19 protein-coding genes are annotated in these 23,057 nt (G+C 66.8%); 12 read left to right on the top strand and 7 right to left on the bottom strand.

Translation table 11 applies throughout. The features are described 5' to 3' along the window. Position 1: 1 nt before the first annotated feature. The 3 genes from RRU_RS09870 (at position 2) to RRU_RS09860 (ending at position 4,416) form a co-directional block, all read left to right on the top strand. Positions 2–928: an ABC transporter permease gene (locus tag RRU_RS09870; RefSeq protein WP_011389656.1), complete on the top strand. Its 927-nt coding sequence runs from the start codon at positions 2–4 to the stop codon at positions 926–928. Positions 929–980: 52 nt separating this feature from the next. Further along, positions 981–2,060 carry a BMP family ABC transporter substrate-binding protein gene (locus RRU_RS09865; RefSeq protein WP_011389655.1) on the top strand — a complete coding sequence of 360 codons (1,080 nt, stop codon included), beginning with the start codon at positions 981–983 and terminating at the stop codon, positions 2,058–2,060. 367 nt (positions 2,061–2,427) lie between these two features. Beyond that, positions 2,428–4,416: a methyl-accepting chemotaxis protein gene (locus RRU_RS09860; protein WP_014626271.1), complete on the top strand. Its 1,989-nt coding sequence runs from the start codon at positions 2,428–2,430 to the stop codon at positions 4,414–4,416. Between the two features lie 53 nt (positions 4,417–4,469). Here the strand turns inward: RRU_RS09860 and RRU_RS09855 are convergent, their stop codons facing one another. After that, entirely contained in the window at positions 4,470–4,940 is a 471-nt protein-coding gene (locus tag RRU_RS09855; RefSeq protein ID WP_011389653.1) for an Lrp/AsnC family transcriptional regulator, read from the bottom strand. Positions 4,941–5,077: 137 nt separating this feature from the next. Here RRU_RS09855 and RRU_RS09850 point away from each other — a divergent pair, with 137 nt between their 5' ends. Next, the gene (locus tag RRU_RS09850) at positions 5,078–6,046 is read left to right on the top strand and encodes a nucleoside recognition protein (protein WP_011389652.1); all 969 of its coding nucleotides are present in this window, start codon (positions 5,078–5,080) and stop codon (positions 6,044–6,046) included. Positions 6,047–6,107: 61 nt separating this feature from the next. On the opposite strand, the gene lexA is transcribed toward RRU_RS09850, so the two are convergent. From lexA to RRU_RS09830, 4 genes are all read right to left on the bottom strand, one after another. Then, complete coding sequence (lexA, locus tag RRU_RS09845) at positions 6,108–6,863, bottom strand: transcriptional repressor LexA (RefSeq protein WP_011389651.1); 756 nt, start codon at positions 6,861–6,863, stop codon at positions 6,108–6,110. Between the two features lie 232 nt (positions 6,864–7,095). Beyond that, positions 7,096–7,887, bottom strand: a complete 792-nt coding sequence (gene trpC, locus RRU_RS09840; RefSeq protein ID WP_011389650.1) for an indole-3-glycerol phosphate synthase TrpC — start codon at positions 7,885–7,887, stop codon at positions 7,096–7,098. Beyond that, positions 7,884–8,927: an anthranilate phosphoribosyltransferase gene (gene trpD, locus RRU_RS09835; protein ID WP_011389649.1), complete on the bottom strand. Its 1,044-nt coding sequence runs from the start codon at positions 8,925–8,927 to the stop codon at positions 7,884–7,886. The genes trpC and trpD overlap by 4 nt, the downstream gene beginning before the upstream one ends. Next, entirely contained in the window at positions 8,927–9,517 is a 591-nt protein-coding gene (locus tag RRU_RS09830; protein WP_011389648.1) for an anthranilate synthase component II, read from the bottom strand. Before RRU_RS09830 ends, trpD begins: the two co-directional genes overlap by 1 nt. A 415-nt stretch (positions 9,518–9,932) precedes the next feature. Here RRU_RS09830 and RRU_RS09825 point away from each other — a divergent pair, with 415 nt between their 5' ends. The 3 genes from RRU_RS09825 to RRU_RS09815 are packed head-to-tail and all read left to right on the top strand — an operon-like array spanning position 9,933 to position 13,721. Next, positions 9,933–12,197 (top strand): heavy metal translocating P-type ATPase, encoded by a 2,265-nt coding sequence (locus tag RRU_RS09825; RefSeq protein ID WP_011389647.1) that lies wholly within the window; start codon positions 9,933–9,935, stop codon positions 12,195–12,197. Further along, positions 12,190–13,488: a divergent polysaccharide deacetylase family protein gene (locus RRU_RS09820; protein WP_011389646.1), complete on the top strand. Its 1,299-nt coding sequence runs from the start codon at positions 12,190–12,192 to the stop codon at positions 13,486–13,488. Before RRU_RS09825 ends, RRU_RS09820 begins: the two co-directional genes overlap by 8 nt. Positions 13,489–13,505: 17 nt before the next feature. Beyond that, a complete protein-coding gene (locus tag RRU_RS09815) occupies positions 13,506–13,721 on the top strand; it encodes a heavy-metal-associated domain-containing protein (RefSeq protein ID WP_011389645.1) in 216 nt (71 codons plus the stop codon). A 47-nt stretch (positions 13,722–13,768) separates the two neighbouring features. On the opposite strand, the gene trpE is transcribed toward RRU_RS09815, so the two are convergent. Next, on the bottom strand, positions 13,769–15,283 hold the full coding sequence (gene trpE, locus RRU_RS09810; protein WP_011389644.1) for an anthranilate synthase component I: 1,515 nt from the start codon (positions 15,281–15,283) through the stop codon (positions 13,769–13,771). A 111-nt stretch (positions 15,284–15,394) separates the two neighbouring features. Next, a complete protein-coding gene (locus RRU_RS09805) occupies positions 15,395–17,293 on the bottom strand; it encodes a peptidyl-prolyl cis-trans isomerase (protein ID WP_011389643.1) in 1,899 nt (632 codons plus the stop codon). Positions 17,294–17,640: 347 nt separating this feature from the next. On the opposite strand from RRU_RS09805, the gene tpiA reads away from it, so the two are divergent. The 5 genes from tpiA (at position 17,641) to eno (ending at position 23,042) form a co-directional block, all read left to right on the top strand. After that, complete coding sequence (tpiA, locus tag RRU_RS09800) at positions 17,641–18,399, top strand: triose-phosphate isomerase (RefSeq protein ID WP_011389642.1); 759 nt, start codon at positions 17,641–17,643, stop codon at positions 18,397–18,399. Positions 18,400–18,635: 236 nt separating this feature from the next. Further along, on the top strand, positions 18,636–19,076 hold the full coding sequence (secG, locus tag RRU_RS09795) for a preprotein translocase subunit SecG (protein ID WP_011389641.1): 441 nt from the start codon (positions 18,636–18,638) through the stop codon (positions 19,074–19,076). A gap of 134 nt (positions 19,077–19,210) precedes the next feature. Continuing rightward, positions 19,211–20,839: a CTP synthase gene (locus tag RRU_RS09790; protein ID WP_011389640.1), complete on the top strand. Its 1,629-nt coding sequence runs from the start codon at positions 19,211–19,213 to the stop codon at positions 20,837–20,839. 65 nt (positions 20,840–20,904) lie between these two features. Next, a complete protein-coding gene (kdsA, locus tag RRU_RS09785) occupies positions 20,905–21,747 on the top strand; it encodes a 3-deoxy-8-phosphooctulonate synthase (protein ID WP_011389639.1) in 843 nt (280 codons plus the stop codon). A 17-nt stretch (positions 21,748–21,764) separates the two neighbouring features. After that, positions 21,765–23,042: a phosphopyruvate hydratase gene (eno, locus tag RRU_RS09780; RefSeq protein WP_011389638.1), complete on the top strand. Its 1,278-nt coding sequence runs from the start codon at positions 21,765–21,767 to the stop codon at positions 23,040–23,042. Positions 23,043–23,057: the final 15 nt, after the last annotated feature.

Raw genomic sequence — 23,057 nt, 5'->3', positions numbered from 1 at the left:
GATGGATGTCGAGACCCTGGGCGCCATTGGCGGCGCCATGAGCCGCGCCGCCACCCCCCTGGCCCTGGCCGCCGTCGGCGAGCTGGTGACCGAGAAGGCCGGCGTGCTCAATCTTGGTGTCGAAGGCATGATGCTGGCCGGCGCCGTCGCCGCTTTCGCCGTGACCGTCGCCACCGGCAATCCACTGCTCGGCATCCTGGCGGCGATGGCGGCGGGGATGCTGCTGGCGCTGCTGTTTGGCGTGCTGACGCTCAGCCTGATGGCCAATCAGGTGGCGACCGGTCTGGCTTTGACCATTTTCGGCATCGGTCTGTCGGCCTTTGTCGGCCGCGACTTCGTCGGCACGCCGCTGACCGCCCTGGCGCCGATCCATCTGCCGGTTTTGTCCGATATCCCGCTGATCGGCCCGCTGATCTTCGGCCAGGACCCGCTGGTCTATGTCACCTTCGTCCTCGTCGGCGGCGTGTCGTGGTTCCTGATGCGCTCGCGCGCCGGTTTGATCGTGCGCGCCGTTGGCGAAAACCACGACGCCGCCCATGCCCTGGGCTATGACGTCATCGCCATCCGTTACCGGGCCGTGCTGTTTGGCGGGGCGATGGGCGGCTTGGCCGGGGCCTATCTGTCGTTGGTCTATACGCCGATGTGGGTCGAGAACATGACCGCCGGTCGCGGCTGGATCGCCCTGGCCCTGGTGGTTTTCGCCACCTGGAAGCCCTGGCGGGTGCTGGTCGGCGCCTATCTGTTTGGCGGCGTCACCATCGTTCAGTTGCATATCCAGGGCATGGGTGGGGCGATCCCCAGCCAGCTGCTGTCGATGCTGCCCTATCTTGCCACCATCGGGGTTCTGGTGCTGATTTCGCGCGACGCCTTGCGCATCCGCTTGAACGCGCCGGCCTGCATCGGCAAGGTATTCCATCCGGAAAGCTGAGCGGCCGGCCCCGCGGGGGCGGCCACCACAGATCGTAAAAGGGGACATCATCGTGAGGACTTCGATCATCCGCATGCTCGTGGGGGCGGCGCTCGCCGCTGGTCTGGCGACCGGCGGCGCCCAGGCCGACGAGCCCACCAAGGTCGGTTTCATCTATGTCGGTCCGGTCGGCGACTTCGGGTGGTCGCACCAGCACGACCAGGGCCGTCAGGCCCTTGAGAAGGCCTTCGGCGACAAGGTGAAGACCTCCTTCGTCGAAAGCGTTCAGGAAGGCGCCGATGCCGAGCGCGTGGTCCGCCAGTTCGCCGCCGGCGGCTATGATCTTGTTTTCACCACGTCGTTCGGCTTCATGAATCCGACGCTGAAGGTCGCCCAGCAGTTTCCCAAGGTGAAGTTCGAGCATGCCACCGGCTACAAGCGCTCGGCCAATGTCGCCACCTATGCCGCCCGCTTCTATGAGGGGCGTTATGTCATCGGCGTCATCGCCGGTCTGACCACCAAATCGAAGGTGGTCGGCTATGTCGCCTCCTTCCCGATTCCCGAGGTGGTTTCGGGCATCAACGCCTTCGCCCGCGGCCTGCACAGCGTCAACCCCGAAGCCCAGGTCAAGGTCATCTGGGTCAACTCGTGGTACGATCCCGGCAAGGAGCGCGAGGCCGCCGAGACCCTGATCGCCCAGGGCGCCGACGTTCTGAGCCAGCATACCGACAGCCCGGCCCCGGTGCAGGTCGCCGAGGAAAAGGGCATCTTCGCCTTCGGTCAGGCCTCGGACATGAGCCGCTTCGGGCCCCATGCCCAATTGACCGCCATCGTCGACAACTGGAACGAATATTACATCGACCGGGTCAAGGCGGTGATGGACGGCACCTGGAAAGCCGAGGACACCTGGGGCGGTCTCGCCGCCGGCATGGTGCATCTCGCCCCCTATAACGCCGCCCTGCCCGCCGATGTGGTCGAAAAGGCCGAAGCCGTTCGCAAGGCGATCGTCGACGGCAGCCTGCATCCCTTCGCCGGCCCTTTGAAAAATCAGGCCGGTCAGGAGATCGTGCCCGCCGGTCAGGTTCTGGCCGACGACAAGATCCTGTCGATGGACTGGTACATCGAGGGCGTGCAGGGCCAGCTGCCGAAATAAGCCAAAGCGCCTGAGTCGGCGCCGAAAAGCCCGGATAAAGAGCGCGGGCTTTCGCAAGGCGGGAAAATTCTTCGAGTGATACGGATCGGCGGTTCCTGACGGGACCGCCGATTGTCTTGAGTCCGTAATGAAATCGCCAGGGCCCGCCCATTTCTTAGGCGTGGGTCTCGCCCCTGCCTTTTTCCAATAGGGTCCAAGCGCGGGAGAATGCTCTAATCGGCAAGACAAGAAAAGGCGAGGGGGGGAGGAACGGCCTTCCAATCGTCTGCAATCGGAATTTGGCGCGAGGGTAATGATGGGTGTGGTTAACAAGGCAAGCAAGGTCCGGCGAAAGCCCTTCGGGCGGCTTGTGACACTTGTACGGGACATGTCGATCAGCCGAAAGATCGGCCTTGGTTTCGGGGTCATCGTTATTCTTTTGATGGTGCTTGGCGCCGGGGGAACCTGGGGGCTTTTTGACGCTAAGACCAAGGTTGTGCAAATCCAGGCGATCAATCAGGCCCAAACGCAGGTGGCCGAGGCCTATACCACCTTGCTCAAGGTCGATGCGGCGCTTGCCGACTTCCTGATCTCCAACGAAGCCACCGCCGCCGATTCCGCCGTTGGCGCCCTGGGCGGCGCCTTGAACGCCCTGAACGAAGCCGGCGCCATTCTGACGGGCGAGGATAAGGAGCGGATCGCCGAGCTGATCGCTCAGATCGATACCCTCTCAACCCGCATCCGCCGCGTTATCGACCTGCAAAGCGCCGCCGAAGTGGCCTTTTCCAGTGTCTCCAATCAGGGACTGTCCCTCGAGCAGCGAATTTCCACCTTGTCGAGCGACGCCTTCGGCACCGGGTCGCTCAACGCCATCTTCAAGGCCGAGGAAGCCCTGGTGAAGCTGGTCGCGGCGCGCACCGCCGCCCAGGCGTTTTTCGTTCGCCCCAAGGCCGTCCCCTTCGATCCCATCATCAAGGACCTTGATGCCGCCGCCGCCCATGTGACCAGCCTCAAGCGCAGCATGGACGATCCGACCGTTCTAGAACGGATCACCGAGGCCGAGGCCCTTTTCGTCACCTTTCGCGCCGACCTGTTGAGCGCCCGCGAAGCCGTCACGGCCCGGGTGAGCGCCATCGAAAAGGACCTGGTCCCGGTTCAACGCAAGGTTGTTCAGGGGATGCGCAAGGTTGAGCGCACCACCGAAAAGCTTCAAGCCGAGATGTCGGCCGATATCGACCAGGGTCTGCAGCGCAACATCGTGTTGTCGGTCGCCGTCTCCGGCGGGGTGATCTTGTTCGCCATCGTCCTGTCGCTGGGCCTGGGGCGCTCGATTGGCCGGCCGATCGGTCGGCTGATCGCCAGTCTCGAGCGCCTGGAGCGCCGCGATCTCGACGCGCCGGTGACCGATACCGACCGCCGCGACGAGGTTGGCCGGCTGGCCGGCGCCCTGGAAAGCTTCCGGGGCAATATGCGCATCGCCGACGCCCTTGAGCGCGACAAGGAAGAACAGGCCCGCCAGCTGGCCATTCATGCCAGCCGCCTGGAGGATCTCAATCGCGGCTTCGAAGGCGACTCGCGGGCCCTGCTCGACGAGACCCTGGCCCAGGTCGCCCGGTTGCGCGCCATCGCCGATGATATGGCGACCCTGTCCCATCAGACCGACGCCGGGGCCGGCGACGCCTCGGAAGCGGCCGAACAGGCCAGCCGCGATACGGATTCGGTGGCGACCGCCGCCGAGGAACTGGCCGCCTCGGTGCTCGAGATCAGCCGTCAGGTCCAGCATTCCTCGGACGTGGCGACCTCGGCCTCGCAGATGGCCCAAGGCGCGGTCAGCACCGTTGACGGTCTGTTGCTCGACGCCAATCGCATCGGCGAGGTGGTCGAACTGATCACCGCCATCGCCAGCCAGACCAATCTTCTGGCGCTCAACGCCACGATCGAAGCCGCAAGGGCTGGCGATGCCGGCAAGGGCTTCGCCGTCGTCGCCGGCGAGGTCAAGACCCTGGCCAATCAGACCAGCAAGGCGACCGAGGAAATCGGCTTGCGGGTCACCGCCGTCCAGGCCAAGACCGGCGAGACGGTGGCCGCCATCGCCGCCATCGCCGACGCCATCGCCGATGTCATGCAGACCGCCGCGGCGATCGCCGCCGCCGTCGAGGAGCAGGGCTCGGCGACCCACGAGATCGCCCGCAATATCCAGGCGGTTTCCGGGGGAGCGCAAACGGCGGCGAGCAGCGCCCAAGCGGTGCGCTCGGTCGCCGCCACCGCCCAGGAAAAGGCCGGCGGCGTGGTCGAAGCCGTCGGCAGGCTCGCCCAGCAATCACAGACCCTGGGCGACACCATCGGCCGCTTTCTTGACGAGGTGCGCACCGCCTGAGCCGGGATGGTTTAGGGGGATTCTGAGCGGTCTTTCACGCGGAAACCGTGATCTTAGGGGTCGGCGGGCTCGTCGACCCCGATCGCCGTTTCCGATTTATAGGTCGCCAGGGCGAACAGCGTCTGGAACTTGGTCACATTCGGGTCGTGCTCGAACAGCAGATCGCAAAGCCGCGCGTACTCGGCCATATCGCGCAGGTGCAAAACCAAGATCACATCGGCTTCCCCGGTGACCGACCAAGCCTGGGTGATCGCCGGTTCGGCGCGGACATGGGCCAGGAACTCCCGGCGGCGATCATGGGCATGGTGGTTCAGGAAAACCTGGACGATCGCCGTCAGGCCACGCCCCAGTTTTTGCGCATCGGCCAACATCACCGTGCGGGTCAGCACGCCCTCGTCACGCAGGCGTTGAACCCGGCGCAGGCAGCTTGAGGGCGAGAGCCCGGCTCGATCGGCCAGGGCGGCATTGGTCAGCGACGCGTCGTGCTGAAGCAGCCGCACCAGACGACGATCAAGGGCATCCATGGGATTTTTCTCCAAAACCATGGTTGGTTTTGACCAAAGCTTGCGATGAAGCGCGGTTTTTGACCACTCCTTTCACCGTTCCGGGGCTATGATCTGGATCAATGCCTAATTTTCGACCATGCCTTGGAGCCTCTGCCATGTCGGTGTTCGTTTTCCTGCGTACCTCGGGTCGTGAAGGGTTAGGGGTGTTCTGGACCCTGGCCAAGGTGATGATCCCGGTGATGATCGGCGTGAAAGCGGTTGTGGAGCTTGGGCTTTTGCCCATTCTCGCCCGGGCTTTCGAACCGGTGATGGCCCTGGTCGGCCTGCCTGCGGCAACCGGCTTGGTCTGGGTGACGGCCTTGCTGGTCAATATGTACGGCGGGGCGGCGGTCTTGCTGGCGCTGATGCCCGACCTTCATCTGAGCGGCGCCCAGGTCACCATTTTGGGCGTGATGATCCTGATCGCCCATGCCATTCCCCTTGAGCAGCGCATCGCCCAACGCGCCGGCACCGGTTTCCTCTTTTCCACCCTGCTGCGCCTGGGCGGCGCCCTGTGCCTGGGGGCGATCCTCAATGGCGTTTATCGGGCCGGCGACTGGCTGCAGGGCCCGGCGCCGGTCTCGATGGTGTCAAGCGGATCGTCCGCCACCGAGCGCGGCAATTGGGCGGGATGGATCACCGATTCGCTCCATACCCTGGGCGTCATCATGATCATCGTCGTGTCGCTGGTCGTGCTGCTGCGCCTTATGGACAAGCTGGGGATCACCGCCCGCTTGACGGCGCTGCTCGCCCCGGTTTTGGGTACCGTCGGCATCGGCGGGCGGGCAATGCCCCTGACCATGGTCGGCGTGCTGCTTGGGCTGTCCTATGGCGGGGCTTTGATCATTCGCGAGGCCAAGGCCGGCACCATTCCCCGGCGCGACCTGTTCTTGTCGATCTGCCTGCTCAGCCTGACCCACAGCCTGATCGAGGATACCTTGTTCATCATGGCGCTGGGCGCCGATCTGACGGGCATCTTGCTGGCCCGCGTCGTCTTCACCCTGATCGTGATCTGGGCGCTTGATAAGGTTTTGCGCGTCGTTCCCGAACGCACGGCCGAACGGTTATTGTTCGCCAAGGCCTGATCGCCAAAAGATCCCCGGCGCCGAGCGGCGGGGATCTTTTTTTTGCGAAGACGGATTTGCCCTAATAGCTGCGGATCAGCCCGACCAGCCGACCCTGGATGCGCACGCGGTCGGGGCCGTAGATCTGGGTTTTGAAGGCGCGGTTGGCCGGTTCCAGGGCGATCGAGGCCCCCTTGCGGCGCAGGCGCTTCAGGGTGGCTTCCTCGTTATCGACCAGGGCGACGATGACCGTGCCGTTTTCGGCTTCGTCGCAGCGCCGCACCACCGCCAGATCACCACTGAGGATGCCCGCTTCGATCATCGAGTCCCCTTCGATGCGCAGGGCGAAATGCTCGCCGCCGCGCACCATGCTGGCCGGCACATCGATGCTCGACGTCGGATCGATCAGGGCGGCGATCGGCGTGCCGGCGGCGATCTTGCCCAAAAGCGGCAGGCTGATCGACTCGGTGAACAGCACCTGCGGTACTTGGGTCGACGGCAGGGTCGGGGTGAAATTGCCGCGGATGACCTGGGGCGAGAATCCGGTTTCCGGCAGAGGGCCGCCGAACAGCGGCGCGGGCTGCCCGTCGTCAAGGGCTTCGCCGTCGCCGTCGAAGGTCAGATTGCAGGGCAGGCGCAGCACTTCCAGGGCGCGGGCCCGATGGGGAAGGCGCTTGAGAAAGCCCCGTTCCTCCAGCCCTTTGATCAGGCGGTGAATGCCCGATTTGGACTTGAGCCCCAGGGCGTCCTTCATCTCGTCGAACGAGGGGGAAACGCCCGAAAGCTTCAAACGCTGGTCGATGAACGACAACAGCAGGTACTGCTTGCGCGTGAGCATGCCAGAGCGACTCCCAGCCTTTTGCCCGGCCCCTCAACCTCTGCGCGCCCACCCTCTGAGCGGGCGACAAGAAGAACCAAACGTGAATACCGCCTGGAAGTTCTACTTTGGTTCCCCGTTCAGGTCAAGGTGAACCCCTGGACGGTTTGTCGGTGGCGCAGGGGGTGTGGCGGCAAAGAGACACGGGGGGAGAGGAGGGGGGCGGCCTTCCCGGGCCGCGCCCTTTCCGGGATCAGCCGATCAGGGCGCGCACGGCGTCGCCGACATCGGGTTGGCGCATGAAATGTTCGCCGATCAGGAAGCGGCGGGCGCCGACGGCGGTCATGCGGTCGAGGTCCTTGCGGGTGCGCAGACCGCTTTCGGCGACCAGCACCCGGTCGGCGGGCACCATCTTGGCCAGACGCTCGGTCACCGCCAGATCGGTGACCAGGGTTTTCAGATTACGGTTGTTGACGCCGAGCAGCGGCGTGGTCAGGCAGGTCAGGGCGCGGGCGCATTCCTCTTCGTTATGGACCTCGGCCAGCACGTCCATGCCCCAGTCATGGGCGCAGGCTTCGATCTCGGCGGCGGCGCCGTCGTCAAGGGCGGCCAGGATGACCAGGATGCAATCGGCCCCCATCGCCCGGGCCTCGACCACCTGCCAGGGATCGACCATGAAATCCTTGCGCAGCACCGGCAGGGGAACGGCGGCGCGGGCGGCGATCAGGAAATCGGCGTGCCCTTGGAAATAGGGTCCATCGGTCAGCACCGACAGGCAGGTCGCCCCGGCGGCGTGATAGGCGCGTGCCAGGACGGCGGGGTTGAAATCGGGGCGGATCAACCCGGCCGAGGGCGAGGCCTTTTTGATTTCGGCGATCAACGCCGGCCGACCGCTGTCGGCGGTGCGGGTCAGGGCGTTGGCGAAGCCGCGCGGCGCGTTGGCGTCTTCCGCCCGCGCCGTCACATCGGCTAAGGGCAGGGCGGCCTTGCGCCGCGCCACCTCGGCGCGGGTGGTGTCGCAGATCTCGCGCAGAATGTCGCTCACGATGCCGGGGCTCCGATGATGGCGATCATGCGCGCCAGGGTGTCCTTCGCCGCGCCGCTGTCGATGGCCTGGGCGGCCCGCGCCGCCCCGGTCGCCAGATCCTCGGCCGCGCCGGCTACCACCAGGGCGGCGGCGGCGTTGAAAACGACGATGTCGCGATAGGGGGTTTTCACGCCCTCGAGAAGGGCGCGCAGGGCCTGGGCATTGGCCTCGGGATCGGCGCCCTGCAGGTCTTCGGCCTTGGCCAGCGGCAGGCCGGCGTCGGCGGGGGTGATGTCGAACGAGCGCACGACGCCGCCGCGGAATTCGGCGACATGGGTGGGGCCGGTGGTGGTGATCTCATCCAGGCCGTCGGAGCCATGGACCACCCAGGCGCGCTCGGCGCCCAGTCGGCCCAGCACCTCGGCCAACGGCTCCACCCATTCCTGGGCGAAAACCCCCATCAATTCGAAGCGGGCGCCGGCCGGATTGGCCAAAGGCCCCAGCAGGTTGAAGATCGTGCGCGTTCCCAGTTCCGAGCGGGCGGGGGCGACATGTTTCATGGCGCTATGGTGGCGCTGGGCGAACATGAAGCCGATGCCGACCTCGGCGATCGAGCGTTCGACCAGGGCAAGATCGGCATCGAGGTTGACGCCCAGCGCGGCCAGCACATCGGCCGATCCGCTTTTCGACGAGGCGGCGCGATTGCCATGTTTGGCCACCGGCACGCCGCAGGCCGCCGTCACCAGGGCGGCGGCGGTCGAGATGTTATAGGTGCCGGCGCAATCGCCGCCGGTGCCGACGATGTCGATGGCGCCGGCGGGGGCCTGGATGCGGGCGGCCTTGTCGCGCATGGTGCGCGCCGCCGCCGTGATCTCGGCCACGGTTTCGCCGCGCACGCGCAGCGCCATCAGAAAGCCGCCGATCTGGGCTGGCGTGGCGTTGCCCGACATGATCGCTTCGAAAGCCCGGGTGGCATCGGCCTCGGAAAGCGGCCGCCCGGTGGCGACCATGGCGATCAGGCCCTTGATATCGTTTGCTGTGGTCGGCTGTGTCGTCATCAGACCGCGTCTCCCCCCTGGCGGGCTAAGGTCAGAAAATTCCGCAGCAGGTGGTGACCGCCTTGGGTTTCAATGCTTTCGGGATGGAACTGCACCCCCTCGATCGGCAGGTCCTTATGGGCAAGGCCCATGATCAGGCCGTCGTCGCTCCAGGCGGTGACCTCCAGGCAGTCGGGCAGATCGTCGCGCCGCACCACCAGCGAGTGATAGCGCGTGGCCGGGAAGGGCATCGGCATGCCGGCGAAGATCCCATGACCCTGGTGGTGGATGGCGTCGACCTTGCCATGCATCGGCTTGGGGGCGCGCACCACGGCGCCGCCGAAAACCTGACCGATGGTTTGATGGCCCAGGCAGACACCCAGCACCGGAACCCGGGCCTTGGCCGCCTTGGCCACCAGATCCAGGCAGATGCCGGCGCGGTCGGGGTCGCAGGGACCGGGCGACAGGATGATGCCCTGGGGGGCGAGCGCCAGCGCCGCCTCGGCGTCCAGCGCGTCATTGCGCCGCACCTCGACCTCGGCGCCCAATTCCCCCAGATAGTGCCAAAGGTTGTAGGTGAAGCTGTCGTAGTTATCGATCAGAAGGAACATACCGGCCCCGGCCTCGTGAATGCGCTCGCTTTTTCCCGGACAGAGGGGTCCGGCCCCGGACGATCGCCCATCGCGCGATCGCCCGATGATCCGCTAGGGATGGGGGCGGCCGCGCGGCGGGCGGTTGCAACACTACCCCATCGCAAGCGGGTTGTCCCGCCCGCAGCGAGGGCGCCGGCCCCGATCGTCGCCGGCCCGGCCGCCCATCGCCGCTGCCGTCCGCCATCGGGCGAGGCCTTCTTGTCCATCCCGATCCGCATGGGTCGGATTTTCCCTTTGGATCAAGACCGTTTACGTCGCCGGGGCCGGGACACTAGATTAAGGTCCCGCCTCGAACCGAGGGCCCCTTTGAGAACCGGGGGGATGGGCCGACACACGGGCCCGCATTCCCCGTGACCGGTCGCGAGAGATAGCCATGTCCGGCAAGGCCGCCGTTCTTTCCCCCCCAGCCCCCCCGACCTCCAATGAGGGCGGCGATGTTGTCGATCTCGCCATCAGCGGCATGACCTGCGCGGCCTGTTCGGCCCGCCTGGAAAAGGTGCTGGGCAAGGTTCCCGGCGTGTCGGCGGTCAGCGTCAATCTGGGCACCGACCGCGCCCGCATCCACATCGAGGGGGGCGATCGGCGGGCGCCCGATCTGGTGGCCGCCGTCAATCGCGCCGGCTTCGGCGCCGAACCGCTCAGCCAAAGCGCCCCGCCGCCCGCCGCCGTTCCCGCCGAGGACCGCGGCGACCGGCTGATCTTTGCGATGGCCGCCCTGCTAACCCTGCCGCTGGTCTGGGACATGATCGCCCATGTCAGCGGTCTGCCCGGCCATGTGCCGCCGCTCTGGCAGTGGATCCTGGCGACGCCCGTGCAATTTATCGCCGGCGCCCGCTTCTATAAGGGAGCCTGGCGGGCGCTGAAGGGCCGGGCGGGCAATATGGACAGCCTTGTCGTTCTCGGCTCCACCGCCGCCTATGGCCTGTCGGCCTGGCGGGTGGCGACCGGGACGACCCACCATGGCCTGTATTTCGAAGGGGCGGCGGTGGTCATCACCCTGGTGATGCTGGGCAAGGCCCTGGAAGGCCGGGCCAAGCGCTCCGCCGCCTCGGCCATCCGCGCCCTGATGACCCTGCGCCCGGCTCTCGCCCACCTCGAGCGCGACGGCGTGGTCAGCGACGTGGCGGTCGAGCGTTTGGTCGTTGGCGATATCGTCGTGGTCCGCCCCGGCGAGGGGGTGCCCGTCGATGGCACGGTGATTGAAGGCGGGGCGGCTATTGATGAAAGCCTGCTGACCGGTGAAAGCCTGCCGGTGACGCGCGGTCCCGGCGACCGGGTGATCGGCGGCTCGATCGATACTGACGGGCTGATCCGCCTGCGCGTCGGGGCGACGGGCAAGGACGCGACGCTGGCGCGCATCATCGCCCTGGTCGAAAACGCCCAGGCCAGCAAGGCCCCCGTCCAGGTGATGGTCGATAAGGTGGCCGCCGTCTTCGTGCCCGCCGTCGTGCTGCTGGCCCTTGGCGCCTTCACCGGCTGGGCCCTGCTCGGCGAGACCATGGAAACCGCCGTGGCCGCGGCGATCTCGGTTCTGGTGGTCGCCTGTCCCTGCGCCCTGGGCTTGGCGACGCCGACGGCGGTGATGGTCGGAACCGGGGTGGCGGCGCGGCGCGGCATTTTGATCCGCGACGCCGGGGCGCTGGAACAGGCCCATCGCGTCAGCGTTCTCGCCTTCGACAAGACCGGAACCCTGACCCAGGGGCGCCCGGCCCTTGACGCGGTGATTATCGCGCCCGGGGCTGACGGGTTGGACGAGAATACCCTGCTCGCCCTTGCCGCCGCCGTGCAGGGCGGCAGCGCCCATCCCTTGGCCCGGGCGATGCGCGAGGCGGCAGGCGATCGCGGGCTGGACCTGTCGGCGATCAGTGATTTCCGCTCGCTGCCCGGTCTCGGGGTTGAAGCCAGGGTGGCCGGGCGGGCGCTGATCCTGGGCAGCCGGCGGTTGCTCGACGCCAAAGGGATCGAGCGGGCATCCCTGGAGAGCCGGGCTGGCGCCCTTGAAGAGGCCGGCGCCTCGGTCGTCTGGGTGGCCGAGGGCGAGGCGACCGGGGGACGGCTGTTGGGCGTCATCGCCCTGGCCGATCCGCCGCGCGAGGGCGCGGCCCTGGCGGTGAGCCGCTTGAAGGCGCTGGGTGTGCGCCCGGTGATGCTGACCGGCGATGCCGGCCGCGTCGCCCATGCCATCGCCGCCCGCCTGGGCATCGACGACGTTCGCGCCGAGGTTCTGCCCGAGGGCAAGGCGGCGGTGGTCGAGGCCCTGCGCCAGGGCGGGGCGGTCGTCGCCATGGTTGGCGATGGCGTCAACGACGCGCCGGCCCTGGCGGCGGCCGATGTCGGCATCGCCATGGGCACGGGCACGGATGTGGCGATGGAAACCGCCGGCATCACCCTGATGCGCGGCGATCCCGGGCTGTTGCCCGAGGCCCTGGCGCTGTCGCGGGCCACCCATCGCAAAATCCGCCAGAATTTATTCTGGGCTTTCCTCTATAACGTCATCGCTTTGCCGCTGGCCGCCAGCGGCCGCCTCGACCCGATGCTCGCCGGTGCCGCCATGGCGCTGTCGAGCGTGTCGGTGGTGGCGAGTTCCCTATGGCTAAGGCGGTGGATGCCGCCGTCCGGAGACCGTTTCCGTGCTTGATCATCCCGAAGACCGGGGAGTCCTCGATCGCTTCGCCTTTTTCGTCGCCCGCATGGCCCCCCTGACCCTGGTTCTGGTCGCCCTCGCCACCTTGGCGGTCGGATTGGGCATTGGTTTCGCCGTTGGCCGACTGGCCCAGGGCGACAAGGCGGCGCCTCCCGCGCCCACCGCCCTGGCGGCGATCGGTCCGCTGCCCGTTGCTCCGGCGGCCGGCGAGGCGGCCCATCAGTATCAACCGCCGCCGCTGCCCCGTCCCGCCGAGACCGCGCCCCCCCTTCCGGCCGACGTCGCCCCCCCGGTGCAAACGGCGCCCGCCCCCTCGGAGACGCCGGCCGGCGAAAAGGGCGCGCTTCCGGCCGAATTTCGCGACCTGCTGGCCAGCGACGGTCCGGGCTTCGTCATGGAGGAACGCCTTCCCGACGATGCCTATGTTCACAAGCCCCAGGTCAAGCCGACCGTCAAGACCGCCGCCCTGGCCCCGGTCCCGCGCTTTCCCGAGGGACCGGCGGAGTCCAGCGGGCTGCCCTGGAAGACCTATGGCGTGGCGGCGGGCAAATGGAGCAAGCCGGCGATCGCCCTGGTGATCGACGATATGGGGCTGGACCGGGTGCGTACGGAAAAGGTCCGCAAGCTGGCCGGACCTTTGACCCTGGCCTATCTCGCCTATGCCGACGGGCTGGCCGGACAGATGCGCGGGGGCCGCAAGGCCGGCCACGAGATCTTGATGCATATGCCGATGGAGCCCCTTGACGCCAAGGTCAATCCCGGACCCGGGGCGTTGAAGGTCGGTTTGTCCGATGACGAGATCCTGACCCGCCTGCGCCGCAATCTTGACGGCGGCGCCGAATTCGTCGGTATCAACAACCACATGGGCAGCCGCTTCACCGCCGACAGCCGGGGCATGACCCTGGTCATGGGCGAATTGAAAAAGCGCGGGCTGCTGTGGCTGGATTCGATGACCTCGGCCAATTCGGTGGGGCTGACCTTGGCCGAAATGGCCGGCGTTCCCCATATCGGTCGCACGGTGTTTTTGGATAACCTCAACGATCAGGCCGCGGTCGCCCGCCAGCTCGCCAAGCTTGAGGCCGCCGCCCGCCAGCACGGCGTGGCGGTGGGCATCGGCCACCCCCGCGACGGCACCATCGGCGCGCTGAGCGTCTGGTTGCCCGCCCTGGCCGCCAAGGGCATCACCCTGGTGCCGATCAGCGCCCTGGTGACGACCAAGGACGCCGAGCTCGCCCATGCGCGGCCCAGCGGCAAGACAGCCTCGACATCCCCGTCAACCGACTGAAAACAGGAGAGTTCCCAATGGCGAAGACTTATCTGGTGGGTGGCATGACCTGCGGCGGCTGCGCCCGTTCGGTCGAACGCGCCATCAAATCGTTGACCGACGACGCCGATCTCAAGGTGGTGGTCGATCTGGACGGCGGCTGCGTCAGCGTCGAGGGTCTGGACGATGACGCGGCGATCGAAGCCGCCGTCGATGGCGCCGGCTTCGATTACCTGGGCCCCAAGGCCGCCTAAGCCTGCCCCCCCGCCCCTTGAAGCCAGGGGGCGGGGAGAGGATTTGTTTAGCCGGCGGCGTAGCGCACGGCTTCCTCGGCGGCGCGGACCAGGGCCTTGGCCTTGTTCAGGCATTCCTCGTATTCGGCCATCGGATCGCTGTCGGCGACGATGCCGGCCCCGGCCTGGACATGCATGACCCCGTCCTTGACCAGACAGGTGCGCAGCGAAATACAGGTGTCCATCGACCCGTTGGCGGCGAAATAGCCGACGGTTCCGGCGTAGAAGCCGCGCCGCACCGGCTCGAGCTCGTCGATGATTTCCATCGCCCGCACCTTGGGCGCGCCCGAGACCGTCCCGGCGGGAAACCCGGCGAACAGGGCGTCAAGGGCATCGTGGCCGGGCGCGATCTCGCCGGTGACGTTCGACACGATATGCATGACGTGGCTGTAGTATTCGACAAACATCTTTTCGTCGGCCCGCACGCCGACCGTGCCGACCTTGGCCACCCGGCCGACATCGTTGCGCCCCAGATCCAGCAGCATCAGATGCTCGGCCAGTTCCTTGGGATCGGCCAGCAAATCGGCGGCCAGGGCCTTGTCCTCGTCGGGGGTGGCGCCGCGCTTGCGGGTGCCGGCGATCGGCCGGATGGTGACCTGACCATCGCGCAGGCGGACCAGAATCTCCGGGCTCGCCCCGACGATATGGAACGCCCCCATATCGAGATAGAACATGAAGGGCGAGGGGTTGGTGCGGCGCAGCGAGCGATAGAGCGAGAACGGCGGCAGGCGGAAGGGCACGGTGAAGCGCTGGGACAGCACCACCTGGAAGATGTCGCCGGCCAGGATGTACTCCTTGGCCTTCTTCACCATCTCGCAATAGGTCGCCGGGGCCATGGTGCCCATCGGCGCCGGCGGCGTCGACAAGGTGTCGAAGGCCTCGCGGCGATAGGGCAGGGTGCGCTGGAAATCGGTGACGGCGTCGGCCAGACGCTCCTGGGCCAGGGTATAAGCCGCCGCCGCGCTCACGCCGTCTTCGCGGCGCACGGGGGTGACCAGGGTCACCATATGCTCGACATTGTCGAAAATCGCCATCAGCGTCGGGCGCAGGAAGATGCCGTCGGGAACGTCGATGGGATCGGGGTTGGTATCGGCGATCTGGGGTTCGACCAGACGCACCACGTCATAGCCAAGATAGCCCGCGACCATCGCCGCCATCGGCGGCAAGCCGGCGGGCAGGTCGATGCGGCTTTCCTCGACTAGGCGGCGCAAGGAATCGAGCGCCGGGCCATCGGCGACGAAGGCCGTGGGATCGTGGCGGACCGACCGGTTGATCTCGGCCTGACCGGACCGCGCCCGCCACAGCACATCGGGCTTGAGGCCGATGATCGAATAGCGTCCGCGCACCGCCCCGCCTTCCACCGAATCGAGCAGGAAGGAATAGGGCCGGCCATCGGCCAGTTTCAGCATCGCCGATACGGGCGTTTCGAGATCGGCGACCAGACGGGTCCAGACGACCTGGGGCGTGCCGGCGTCATAGGCGGTGACGAAAGCGCGATCCAGGACGGGCAGGGTGGTCGGCATCGGAACTCTCCGCAAGGAGGATGGATCGGGACGGCGGTTTTGGGGGTTGCGCGTTAGGCTTGGAAGGCGAAAACCCGCGCCAAAAGGCACCCCCTTTGGCGCGGGCGGTGATCAGTTCGTTTTGACGGCGTCAAGCACCACGCCCTGATCGACGGTGACCCCGACCGTGTCGCCAAGGGCGGCGGAATAGCCGTTGGCCACATCGGCGGAATAGGCCTGACGCAGGCTTTGTTCGACGCTGGCGCGCTCGCGGGCGGCGATTTCGGCGGAGGGCTGGCGGATCTCAAGGACGCGCAGCAGCGAGACGCCATCGGAGCCATCGGCGCGCACCACGTCCCCCTGACGGGCGGCGAACATGGCCTGAACCAGGGCGCCGGGAAGCGGGTCGGCCTCGGCCGCGCCATCGGACCGGCCGTCCCGGGTGACCGGCGGGGTGGTCGACAGGCGGCTTGCCGGCTCGGCGGCGGCCAGATCCTCGAACGAGGCGCCGGCCTTGGCCCGCGACAACAGGCCCTCGGCAAGGCGGCCGGCGGTGGCGGTCTGTTCCTGGTCCTGCCACAGGGCGACAACCTCGGCCCGCACCGCGTCAAGCGGCCGGGGGGCGCGGGGGGTGATGGTTTCCAGGCGCTGGATGAAGAAGCCGCCCTCGTAGTCGATCATCGGGCTGACCTCGCCCTCGCCCAGACCGAACAGGGTCTTGAGGAAGGCGCCGTCGCTGGGCAGGCCCTTGGCCGGGGTGCCGTCTTGGGAATTGCCCTGGCTGTCGACGCTGAAGGCCAACAACGGCAGTCCGACCTGGGTCGCCACCTCGTCGATGCCGGCGCCGCCGGCCAGCAGGTCCTCGACCTGGGTCGACAGGGCATAGAGCGAATCCACCGCCTGATCGCTGGCCAGGGTCTTGCGGATCTGCGGGGCGACCTCGGCCAAAGGCTTGGTGGTTTCCGGGGTGGCGGCGGTCACCAGGAACAGATGCCAGCCAAGGGGGCTTTGCGCCGGTTCGCCAACCACGCCGACGTCCTGGGCGGCGATGGTGGCGGGCAGGGGGGCGGGCAGCGAGCTGTCGGTGACGTTGCCCATGTCGATGGCGCCGCTTCCGGTGATCTTGCGCGACGCCTCGTCAAGGCTGGCCGAGGAACTGCGGATCAGGACGAGGGCGGAGTCGGCCTGCTCGCGGCTGGAAAACAGCGCCTGGGTGACCCGGCGCGAGGCCGGCTGAACGAATTCGTCGCCATGGGCCTCGTAATACTGGGCGATCGCCTCGTCGGCGACGGTGATCGAACCGGCCACGGCGTCGCGGGTCAGCAGCAGGGCCTTGGCCGTCCGATATTCCGGGGCGGTGAAGCGATCAAGGTTCTCCTGGCGGACCTTTTCCAGCGCCTCTTCGGTCGGCTTCGTCGTCGGCGCCGGCAGGGCGGCCTTGGCGACGGTCAGGACCTGGGCGACGCGGCGTTCGGAGGCATGGGCGGCCAGCACATCGACGATCGGCCCGGGAACGCCCACGGCGCTGACCACCGGCTCGACCAGGGCTTCGCGGATCATGTCGCGGCGGCGCAGATCGATATAGCCGGCCTCGGTCAGATTATTGGCCGCGAGGATGCGGCTCAGGCGGTCGCGATCGAAGCGGCCGTCGGCGCCCTTGAACAAAGGATCGTTCTGGATGGCCGAGCGCAAGGCGTCGTCGCTGGCGACAAGGCCAAGCCGGCGGCCGCTTTCGTCAAGCACGGCGCCTTGAACGATGGTCTGGACGGTCTGACCGAGCAGGCCCATGGCGATCGCCTGTTCGGCATCAAGTTCGATGCCCTGGCGGCGCAGGCGGCCCAGATCCTCGGAGAACTGATTGCGCACATAGCCGGCGCCGAAGCTCTGCCCTCCAACCGTGATCGCCGGCTTTGGACCGCCACCGCGAACCATGTAATCGGCGACGCCCCACACGCCGAAGCTGAGGACGAGTAACCCGAGAAGACTTTTGGCGAGCCAGGACTTGGAACCTCTGCGCAGGGCGTCGAGCATGGGGGCGGACCGTTGTGCAGTTTGAAAAAAGGACGGGAGCGGCCTCGGCAAGGCCCGCGCGCCAAGGCTGGCGCCCGAGTGGGCCGCTAGCCGGGGCGAGCGCATCATAGGTAGGGCGCATTCCCCCCGCAACCGGGTTGTGTCGGGCGGGCGCCCTCCGATAAGCTGAGCAGCCTCTGCCCGCCCGGGTGGCATTCGCCCGGGCGCTGTGGTACCCATGGTGTCACCATCGGGGCGGCACCCGTCGATCGGGTCGTCGCCCCCGCCCCCAAGTCCGGGAGATGGCCGGCCCCGGCGCGGGCCCGGCCGCTTTCCGGTCGCCTCTGTCGAAAGGGAAGCGTCCTCCCATGACCGTGCGTCGTCCGCTTATTGCCGGAAACTGGAAGATGAACGGCCTCAAGGCCGAGGGCCAGGGCCTCGCCCGGGATCTTGCCCAGAGGCTTAACAAGGCCGGTGGGGTCGATTTCGACCTTCTTCTTTGTCCGCCTTTTCCGTTGATCAGCACGGTGGTCGGCGCCGTGGCCGGATCGGGCATCGCCGTTGGCGGCCAGGATTGCCATGCCAAGGCCAAGGGCGCCCATACGGGCGATGTCTCGGCCCCGATGCTGGCCGATCTCGGCTGCCAGTTCGTCATCGTCGGCCATTCGGAACGCCGGGCCGATCACGGCGAAACCGATGCCCTGGTCAAGGCCAAGGCCGAGGCCGCCCTGGCCGCCGGTCTGATCGCCGTGATCTGCGTCGGCGAGACCGAGGCCCAGCGCGACGCCGGGGAAACCCTGGCCGTGGTCTCGGGCCAATTGGCCGGATCGTTGCCCACCCACGCGGATTCGGGCAAGGTGGTCATCGCCTATGAACCCGTCTGGGCCATCGGTACCGGTCGCGTGCCGACGACCGAGGATGTCGCCAAGGTCCATGGCGCGCTGCGCAAGGATCTGGTCGGCGCCCTGGGGGCGGACGGCAATGGCGTGCGCCTGCTTTACGGCGGATCGGTCAAGCCCGACAACGCCGCCGAGCTGATGGCCTTGGAAAACGTCGATGGCGCCCTGGTCGGCGGCGCCAGCCTCAAGGCCGAGGATTTCTGGGCGATCGCCCAGTCCTGCGCTTAAGATTTGACGCGTCGGCCCGGACCCCGCCGGCGGTTGGATGCGATCGTCTTCGTCTTGCCTCTGGTAAAGGCGCGACGGGGACGCTAAAAGGGCGCCGGGCGATGGCGGTCCGCTTTCCCGATGAGTCTTTTTGATAAAGGCTCGCCGGCCGGCCGCCCCCGTTCGGGTTCTCTCTGGTGTCATGGACGGGCAACCCCCGCAGGTCGCGGGCGCTGCCCCAGGGACTTTGGAAAAGCATGATTACGGTCATTCTCGTCATCCACCTGTTGATCGCCATCGCGATGGTCACCCTGATTCTTTTGCAGCGGTCCGAAGGCGGCGCCCTTGGCATCGGCGGAGGCGGCGGTTTCATGACCGGACGCCAGGCGGGCAATGTGCTGACCCGGACGACCGGCATCCTTGCCGCCGCTTTCATGACCACCAGCATGCTGCTGGCGCTGCTGGCCAATAAGGGCGAGGACGGCTTTTCCCATATCCTTGATTCCATCGACTTGCCCTCGATCAACAGTCTGATCGGCGGCGAGTCCAAGGATGCTCCGGAAGCCGGCACTCCGGTCGAGGCGCCGGCGGGCGACTCCGGGGCGGCTCCGGTTGGCGATGCGCCGGCGGGCGACTCCGGCCAAGCGCCTGCGGCGCCGGCCGCCGATGCGCCGCCGGCTCCGCCGGTGTCACGCTGACCGTCGCGTCAGGCGCGATTCGGTTTCGGGTTCGCCGGCTTCGTCCGGCGGAATGAAAGGGGTCCAGGTCCGTCGGCCAAGGGTCGACGGACTGGGTCTGATGTTGTTTTTTGGTCAGCGGGCACGACACGCGCATGACTCGTTTCATCTTTATCACCGGCGGTGTGGTTTCTTCCCTGGGCAAGGGCTTGGCTTCGGCGGCGCTTGGCGCCCTGTTGCAGGCGCGCGGCTATAAGGTTCGGCTGCGCAAGCTTGATCCCTACCTCAACGTCGATCCCGGCACGATGAGCCCGACCCAGCATGGCGAGGTCTTCGTTACCGATGACGGGGCGGAAACCGACCTTGATCTGGGCCATTACGAGCGCTTCACCGGCGTTTCGGCCCGGCGCAGCGACAATGTGACGACGGGGCGCATCTATTCCGACGTCATCGCCCGCGAGCGTCGCGGCGATTATCTGGGCAAGACCGTTCAGGTCATTCCCCATGTGACCGACGCCATCAAGGAATTCGCCACCGCCGACCTCACCGACGAGGATTTCGTGCTGTGCGAGATCGGCGGCACGGTCGGCGATATCGAAAGCCTGCCCTTCCTCGAGGCGATCCGCCAGCTCCGCAACGAGATGGGGGCCGAGCGCAGCCTGATCATTCACCTGACGCTGCTGCCCTATATCCCCTCGGCCGGCGAATTGAAGACCAAGCCGACCCAGCATTCGGTCAAGGAGCTGCTGGGTCTGGGCATTCAGCCCGATCTTTTGATGTGCCGCTCCGACCGGCCGATCCCGGAAGCCGAGCGCAACAAGATCTCGCTGTTTTGCAACGTGCGGCGCGAGGCGGTGATCCCGGCCCTTGACGTCGACACCATCTATCAGGTGCCCGTCAGCTACCACGCCCAGGGTCTTGACGTTCAGGTCTGCCGCCATTTCCACCTGCCGATGAACGAGGATCTCGACCTCACGCGCTGGCAGACCATCGTCGATCGCGTTCGCCATCCCGAAGGCGAGGTGACCATCGCCGTCGTCGGCAAGTATACCAGCCTGATCGACAGCTATAAGTCGCTGGCCGAGGCCCTGGTCCATGGCGGCATCGCCAATGCGGTCAAGGTCAAGCTGGTCTGGCTCGACAGCGAGATCTTCGAACGCGAGGACGCCGTTCATTATCTGGAAGGCGTCAACGGCATTCTGGTGCCCGGCGGCTTCGGCGAGCGCGGCTCGGAAGGCAAGATCGAAGCGGCGCGCTTCGCCCGCGAGCGCTCCGTGCCTTATTTCGGCATCTGCTTTGGCATGCAGATGGCGGTGATCGAATTCGCCCGCCATGTCGCCGGTCTCCCGGGGGCCAGTTCCTCGGAATTCGGCGTTCCCGAGGTGCCGTTGGTCGGCTTGATGACCGAATGGGTGCGCGGCAACGAACGCGTGGCGCGCGGCTCGGGCGATGACCTGGGCGGCACCATGCGGCTGGGCGCCTATGAATGCCATCTGCGGGCCCTGAGCAAGGTGCGCGAGATCTATGGCGCCGAGGTGATCCACGAGCGTCACCGCCATCGCTATGAGGTCAATGTCACCTTCAAGGACCAGCTTGAGGAAAAGGGGCTGGCGTTTTCCGGCATGTCGCCCGATGGGGTGTTGCCCGAGATCGTCGAGCTTCCCGATCATCCCTGGTTCATCGGCGTGCAGTTCCACCCCGAACTGAAATCCAAGCCCTTCGATCCCCATCCGCTGTTCACATCCTTTGTCCAGGCGGCGATTACCCAATCCCGCCTGGTCTGATCCGCCCCCGCCGACGCGGGGCCCGGGCGGGCGCCGCGCGGTTGCCACGAGAGGTCTTCCCCCGCATGACTCCCCGCCACGTCGCCGTTGGCCCCGTCACGTTTGGTAATGATCTGCCCATGGTGCTGATCGCCGGTCCCTGTCAGATGGAGAGCCGCGAGCACGCCCTGGAAACCGCCTCGATCCTCGTCGCCCTCTGCGCCGATCTGGGCGTGCCGTTCATCTACAAGACCTCGTTTGACAAGGCCAATCGCACCAGCCTGTCGGGCCAGCGCGGCGTGGGGATGGAGAAGGCCCTGCCGATCTTCGCTGAGATCCGCGAGACCCTGGGCTGCCCGGTGCTGACCGACGTTCACGACGCCGGTCAATGCGCGCCGGTGGCCGAAGCCGTCGATGTCTTGCAGATCCCGGCCTTCCTCTGCCGCCAGACCGATCTGCTGCTGGCGGCGGCGGCGACGGGCCGGGTGATCAATGTCAAGAAGGGCCAGTTCCTCGCCCCCTGGGATATGAAGAACGTCGCCAACAAGGTGATGTCGGCGGGCAACGAGCGCGTGCTGCTCACCGAGCGCGGCGCGTCGTTTGGCTATAATACGCTGGTCACCGATATGCGCTCCTTGCCGATCATGGCGCGCGACACCGGCTGCCCGATCATCATCGATGCCACTCATTCGGTGCAGCAGCCGGGCGGGCAGGGGGGCTCTTCGGGCGGGCAGCGCGAATTCGCCCCCGTCATCGCCCGTGCCGCCCTGGCCGTCGGCGTGGCCGGGGTTTTCCTGGAAACCCATGCCGATCCCGATCACGCGCCATCGGATGGGCCCAATATGATCGCGCTTGATGCCATGCCCGCGCTGATCGCGGTCTTGCGCGATCTTGATGCCTTTGCCAAAAAATACCCTGTAACCCTCTGATATCAGGAGAGACCGTCGTGGCCGAGATTATCGATATCCACGCCCGCGAGATTCTGGACTCCCGCGGCAATCCCACCGTCGAAGTCGATGTGCTGCTCGATAGCGGCGCCTTCGGACGGGCTGCCGTTCCGTCGGGTGCCTCGACCGGCGCGCATGAGGCCGTCGAACTGCGCGATGGCGACAAGACGCGTTACGCGGGCAAGGGGGTTCTCAAGGCCGTCGAGGCCGTCAACGGCGAGTTGTTCAGCGCCCTTTCGGGTCTGGACGCCACCGACCAGTTGCTGATCGATCAGGCGATGATTGATCTCGATGGTACCCCCAACAAGGCCCGCCTGGGCGCCAACGCCATCCTCGGCGTCTCGCTGGCCTGCGCCAAGGCCGCCGCCGAGGAAGCCGAGCTGCCGCTCTATCGCTATATCGGCGGCGCGCGCTCGCACATCCTGCCGGTGCCGATGATGAACATCATCAACGGTGGCCAGCACGCCGATAACCCCATCGACGTCCAGGAATTCATGATCATGCCCGTTTCGGCGCCGACGGTGGCCGACGCGGTGCGCATGGGCGCCGAAGTCTTCCATGCCTTGAAGAAGAAGCTGAAGGACGCCGGCCACAACACCAATGTCGGCGACGAGGGCGGCTTCGCCCCCAATCTCGCCAGCGCCGACGAGGCCCTGGCCTTCATCGTCAAGGCGATCGAGGCCGCCGGCTACAAGGCCGGAGAGGACATCGTTCTCGCCCTCGACGCCGCCTCGAGCGAATTCTACAAGGACGGCAAATACGTGCTGGCCGGCGAAGGCAAGACGCTCGATGCCGAAGGCATGGTCAAGTACTACGCCGAGCTGTGCAAGCGCTACCCGATCCTGTCGATCGAGGACGGCTGCGCCGAGGACGATTGGGCGGGCTGGTCGCTGCTGACCGCCGAGCTTGGCGCCAAGGTTCAGCTGGTCGGCGACGATCTGTTCGTGACCAACCCGCTGCGTCTGGCCGAAGGCATCCGCAAGGGCGTGGCCAATTCCATCCTGGTCAAGGTCAACCAGATCGGCACCCTGTCGGAAACCCTGGAAGCCGTCGAGATGGCCCATAAGGCCGGCTATACCTCGGTGCTGTCGCATCGCTCGGGCGAGACCGAGGATTCCACCATCGCCGATATCGCCGTGGCCACCAACTGCGGCCAGATCAAGACCGGATCGCTGTCGCGCTCCGATCGTCTGGCGAAATACAACCAGTTGATCCGCATCGAAGAAGAACTGGGCCCCGTGGCCGTCTACGCCGGCGCCAGCATCCTGCGCGGTTAATCGGTCTTCGGCCGT

The sequence above is a fragment of the Rhodospirillum rubrum ATCC 11170 genome (assembly GCF_000013085.1).
In the GTDB taxonomy this organism is placed as follows: Bacteria; Pseudomonadota; Alphaproteobacteria; order Rhodospirillales; family Rhodospirillaceae; genus Rhodospirillum; species Rhodospirillum rubrum.
This window is presented reverse-complemented; position numbering and strand designations above follow the sequence as displayed.

What these genes read in the sequence shown, in the direction of transcription:
- RRU_RS09870 (WP_011389656.1), top strand. Translation starts at nt 2, where the DNA reads ATGGATGTCGAGACCCTGGGCGCCATTGGCGGCGCCATGAGCCGCGCC.
- RRU_RS09860 (WP_014626271.1), top strand. Translation starts at nt 2,428, where the DNA reads ATGTCGATCAGCCGAAAGATCGGCCTTGGTTTCGGGGTCATCGTTATT.
- RRU_RS09855 (WP_011389653.1), bottom strand. Translation starts at nt 4,940, where the DNA reads ATGGATGCCCTTGATCGTCGTCTGGTGCGGCTGCTTCAGCACGACGCG.
- RRU_RS09850 (WP_011389652.1), top strand. Translation starts at nt 5,078, where the DNA reads ATGTCGGTGTTCGTTTTCCTGCGTACCTCGGGTCGTGAAGGGTTAGGG.
- lexA (WP_011389651.1), bottom strand. Translation starts at nt 6,863, where the DNA reads ATGCTCACGCGCAAGCAGTACCTGCTGTTGTCGTTCATCGACCAGCGT.
- trpD (WP_011389649.1), bottom strand. Translation starts at nt 8,927, where the DNA reads ATGACGACACAGCCGACCACAGCAAACGATATCAAGGGCCTGATCGCC.
- RRU_RS09830 (WP_011389648.1), bottom strand. Translation starts at nt 9,517, where the DNA reads ATGTTCCTTCTGATCGATAACTACGACAGCTTCACCTACAACCTTTGG.
- RRU_RS09825 (WP_011389647.1), top strand. Translation starts at nt 9,933, where the DNA reads ATGTCCGGCAAGGCCGCCGTTCTTTCCCCCCCAGCCCCCCCGACCTCC.
- RRU_RS09815 (WP_011389645.1), top strand. Translation starts at nt 13,506, where the DNA reads ATGGCGAAGACTTATCTGGTGGGTGGCATGACCTGCGGCGGCTGCGCC.
- trpE (WP_011389644.1), bottom strand. Translation starts at nt 15,283, where the DNA reads ATGCCGACCACCCTGCCCGTCCTGGATCGCGCTTTCGTCACCGCCTAT.
- RRU_RS09805 (WP_011389643.1), bottom strand. Translation starts at nt 17,293, where the DNA reads ATGCTCGACGCCCTGCGCAGAGGTTCCAAGTCCTGGCTCGCCAAAAGT.
- tpiA (WP_011389642.1), top strand. Translation starts at nt 17,641, where the DNA reads ATGACCGTGCGTCGTCCGCTTATTGCCGGAAACTGGAAGATGAACGGC.
- secG (WP_011389641.1), top strand. Translation starts at nt 18,636, where the DNA reads ATGATTACGGTCATTCTCGTCATCCACCTGTTGATCGCCATCGCGATG.
- RRU_RS09790 (WP_011389640.1), top strand. Translation starts at nt 19,211, where the DNA reads ATGACTCGTTTCATCTTTATCACCGGCGGTGTGGTTTCTTCCCTGGGC.
- kdsA (WP_011389639.1), top strand. Translation starts at nt 20,905, where the DNA reads ATGACTCCCCGCCACGTCGCCGTTGGCCCCGTCACGTTTGGTAATGAT.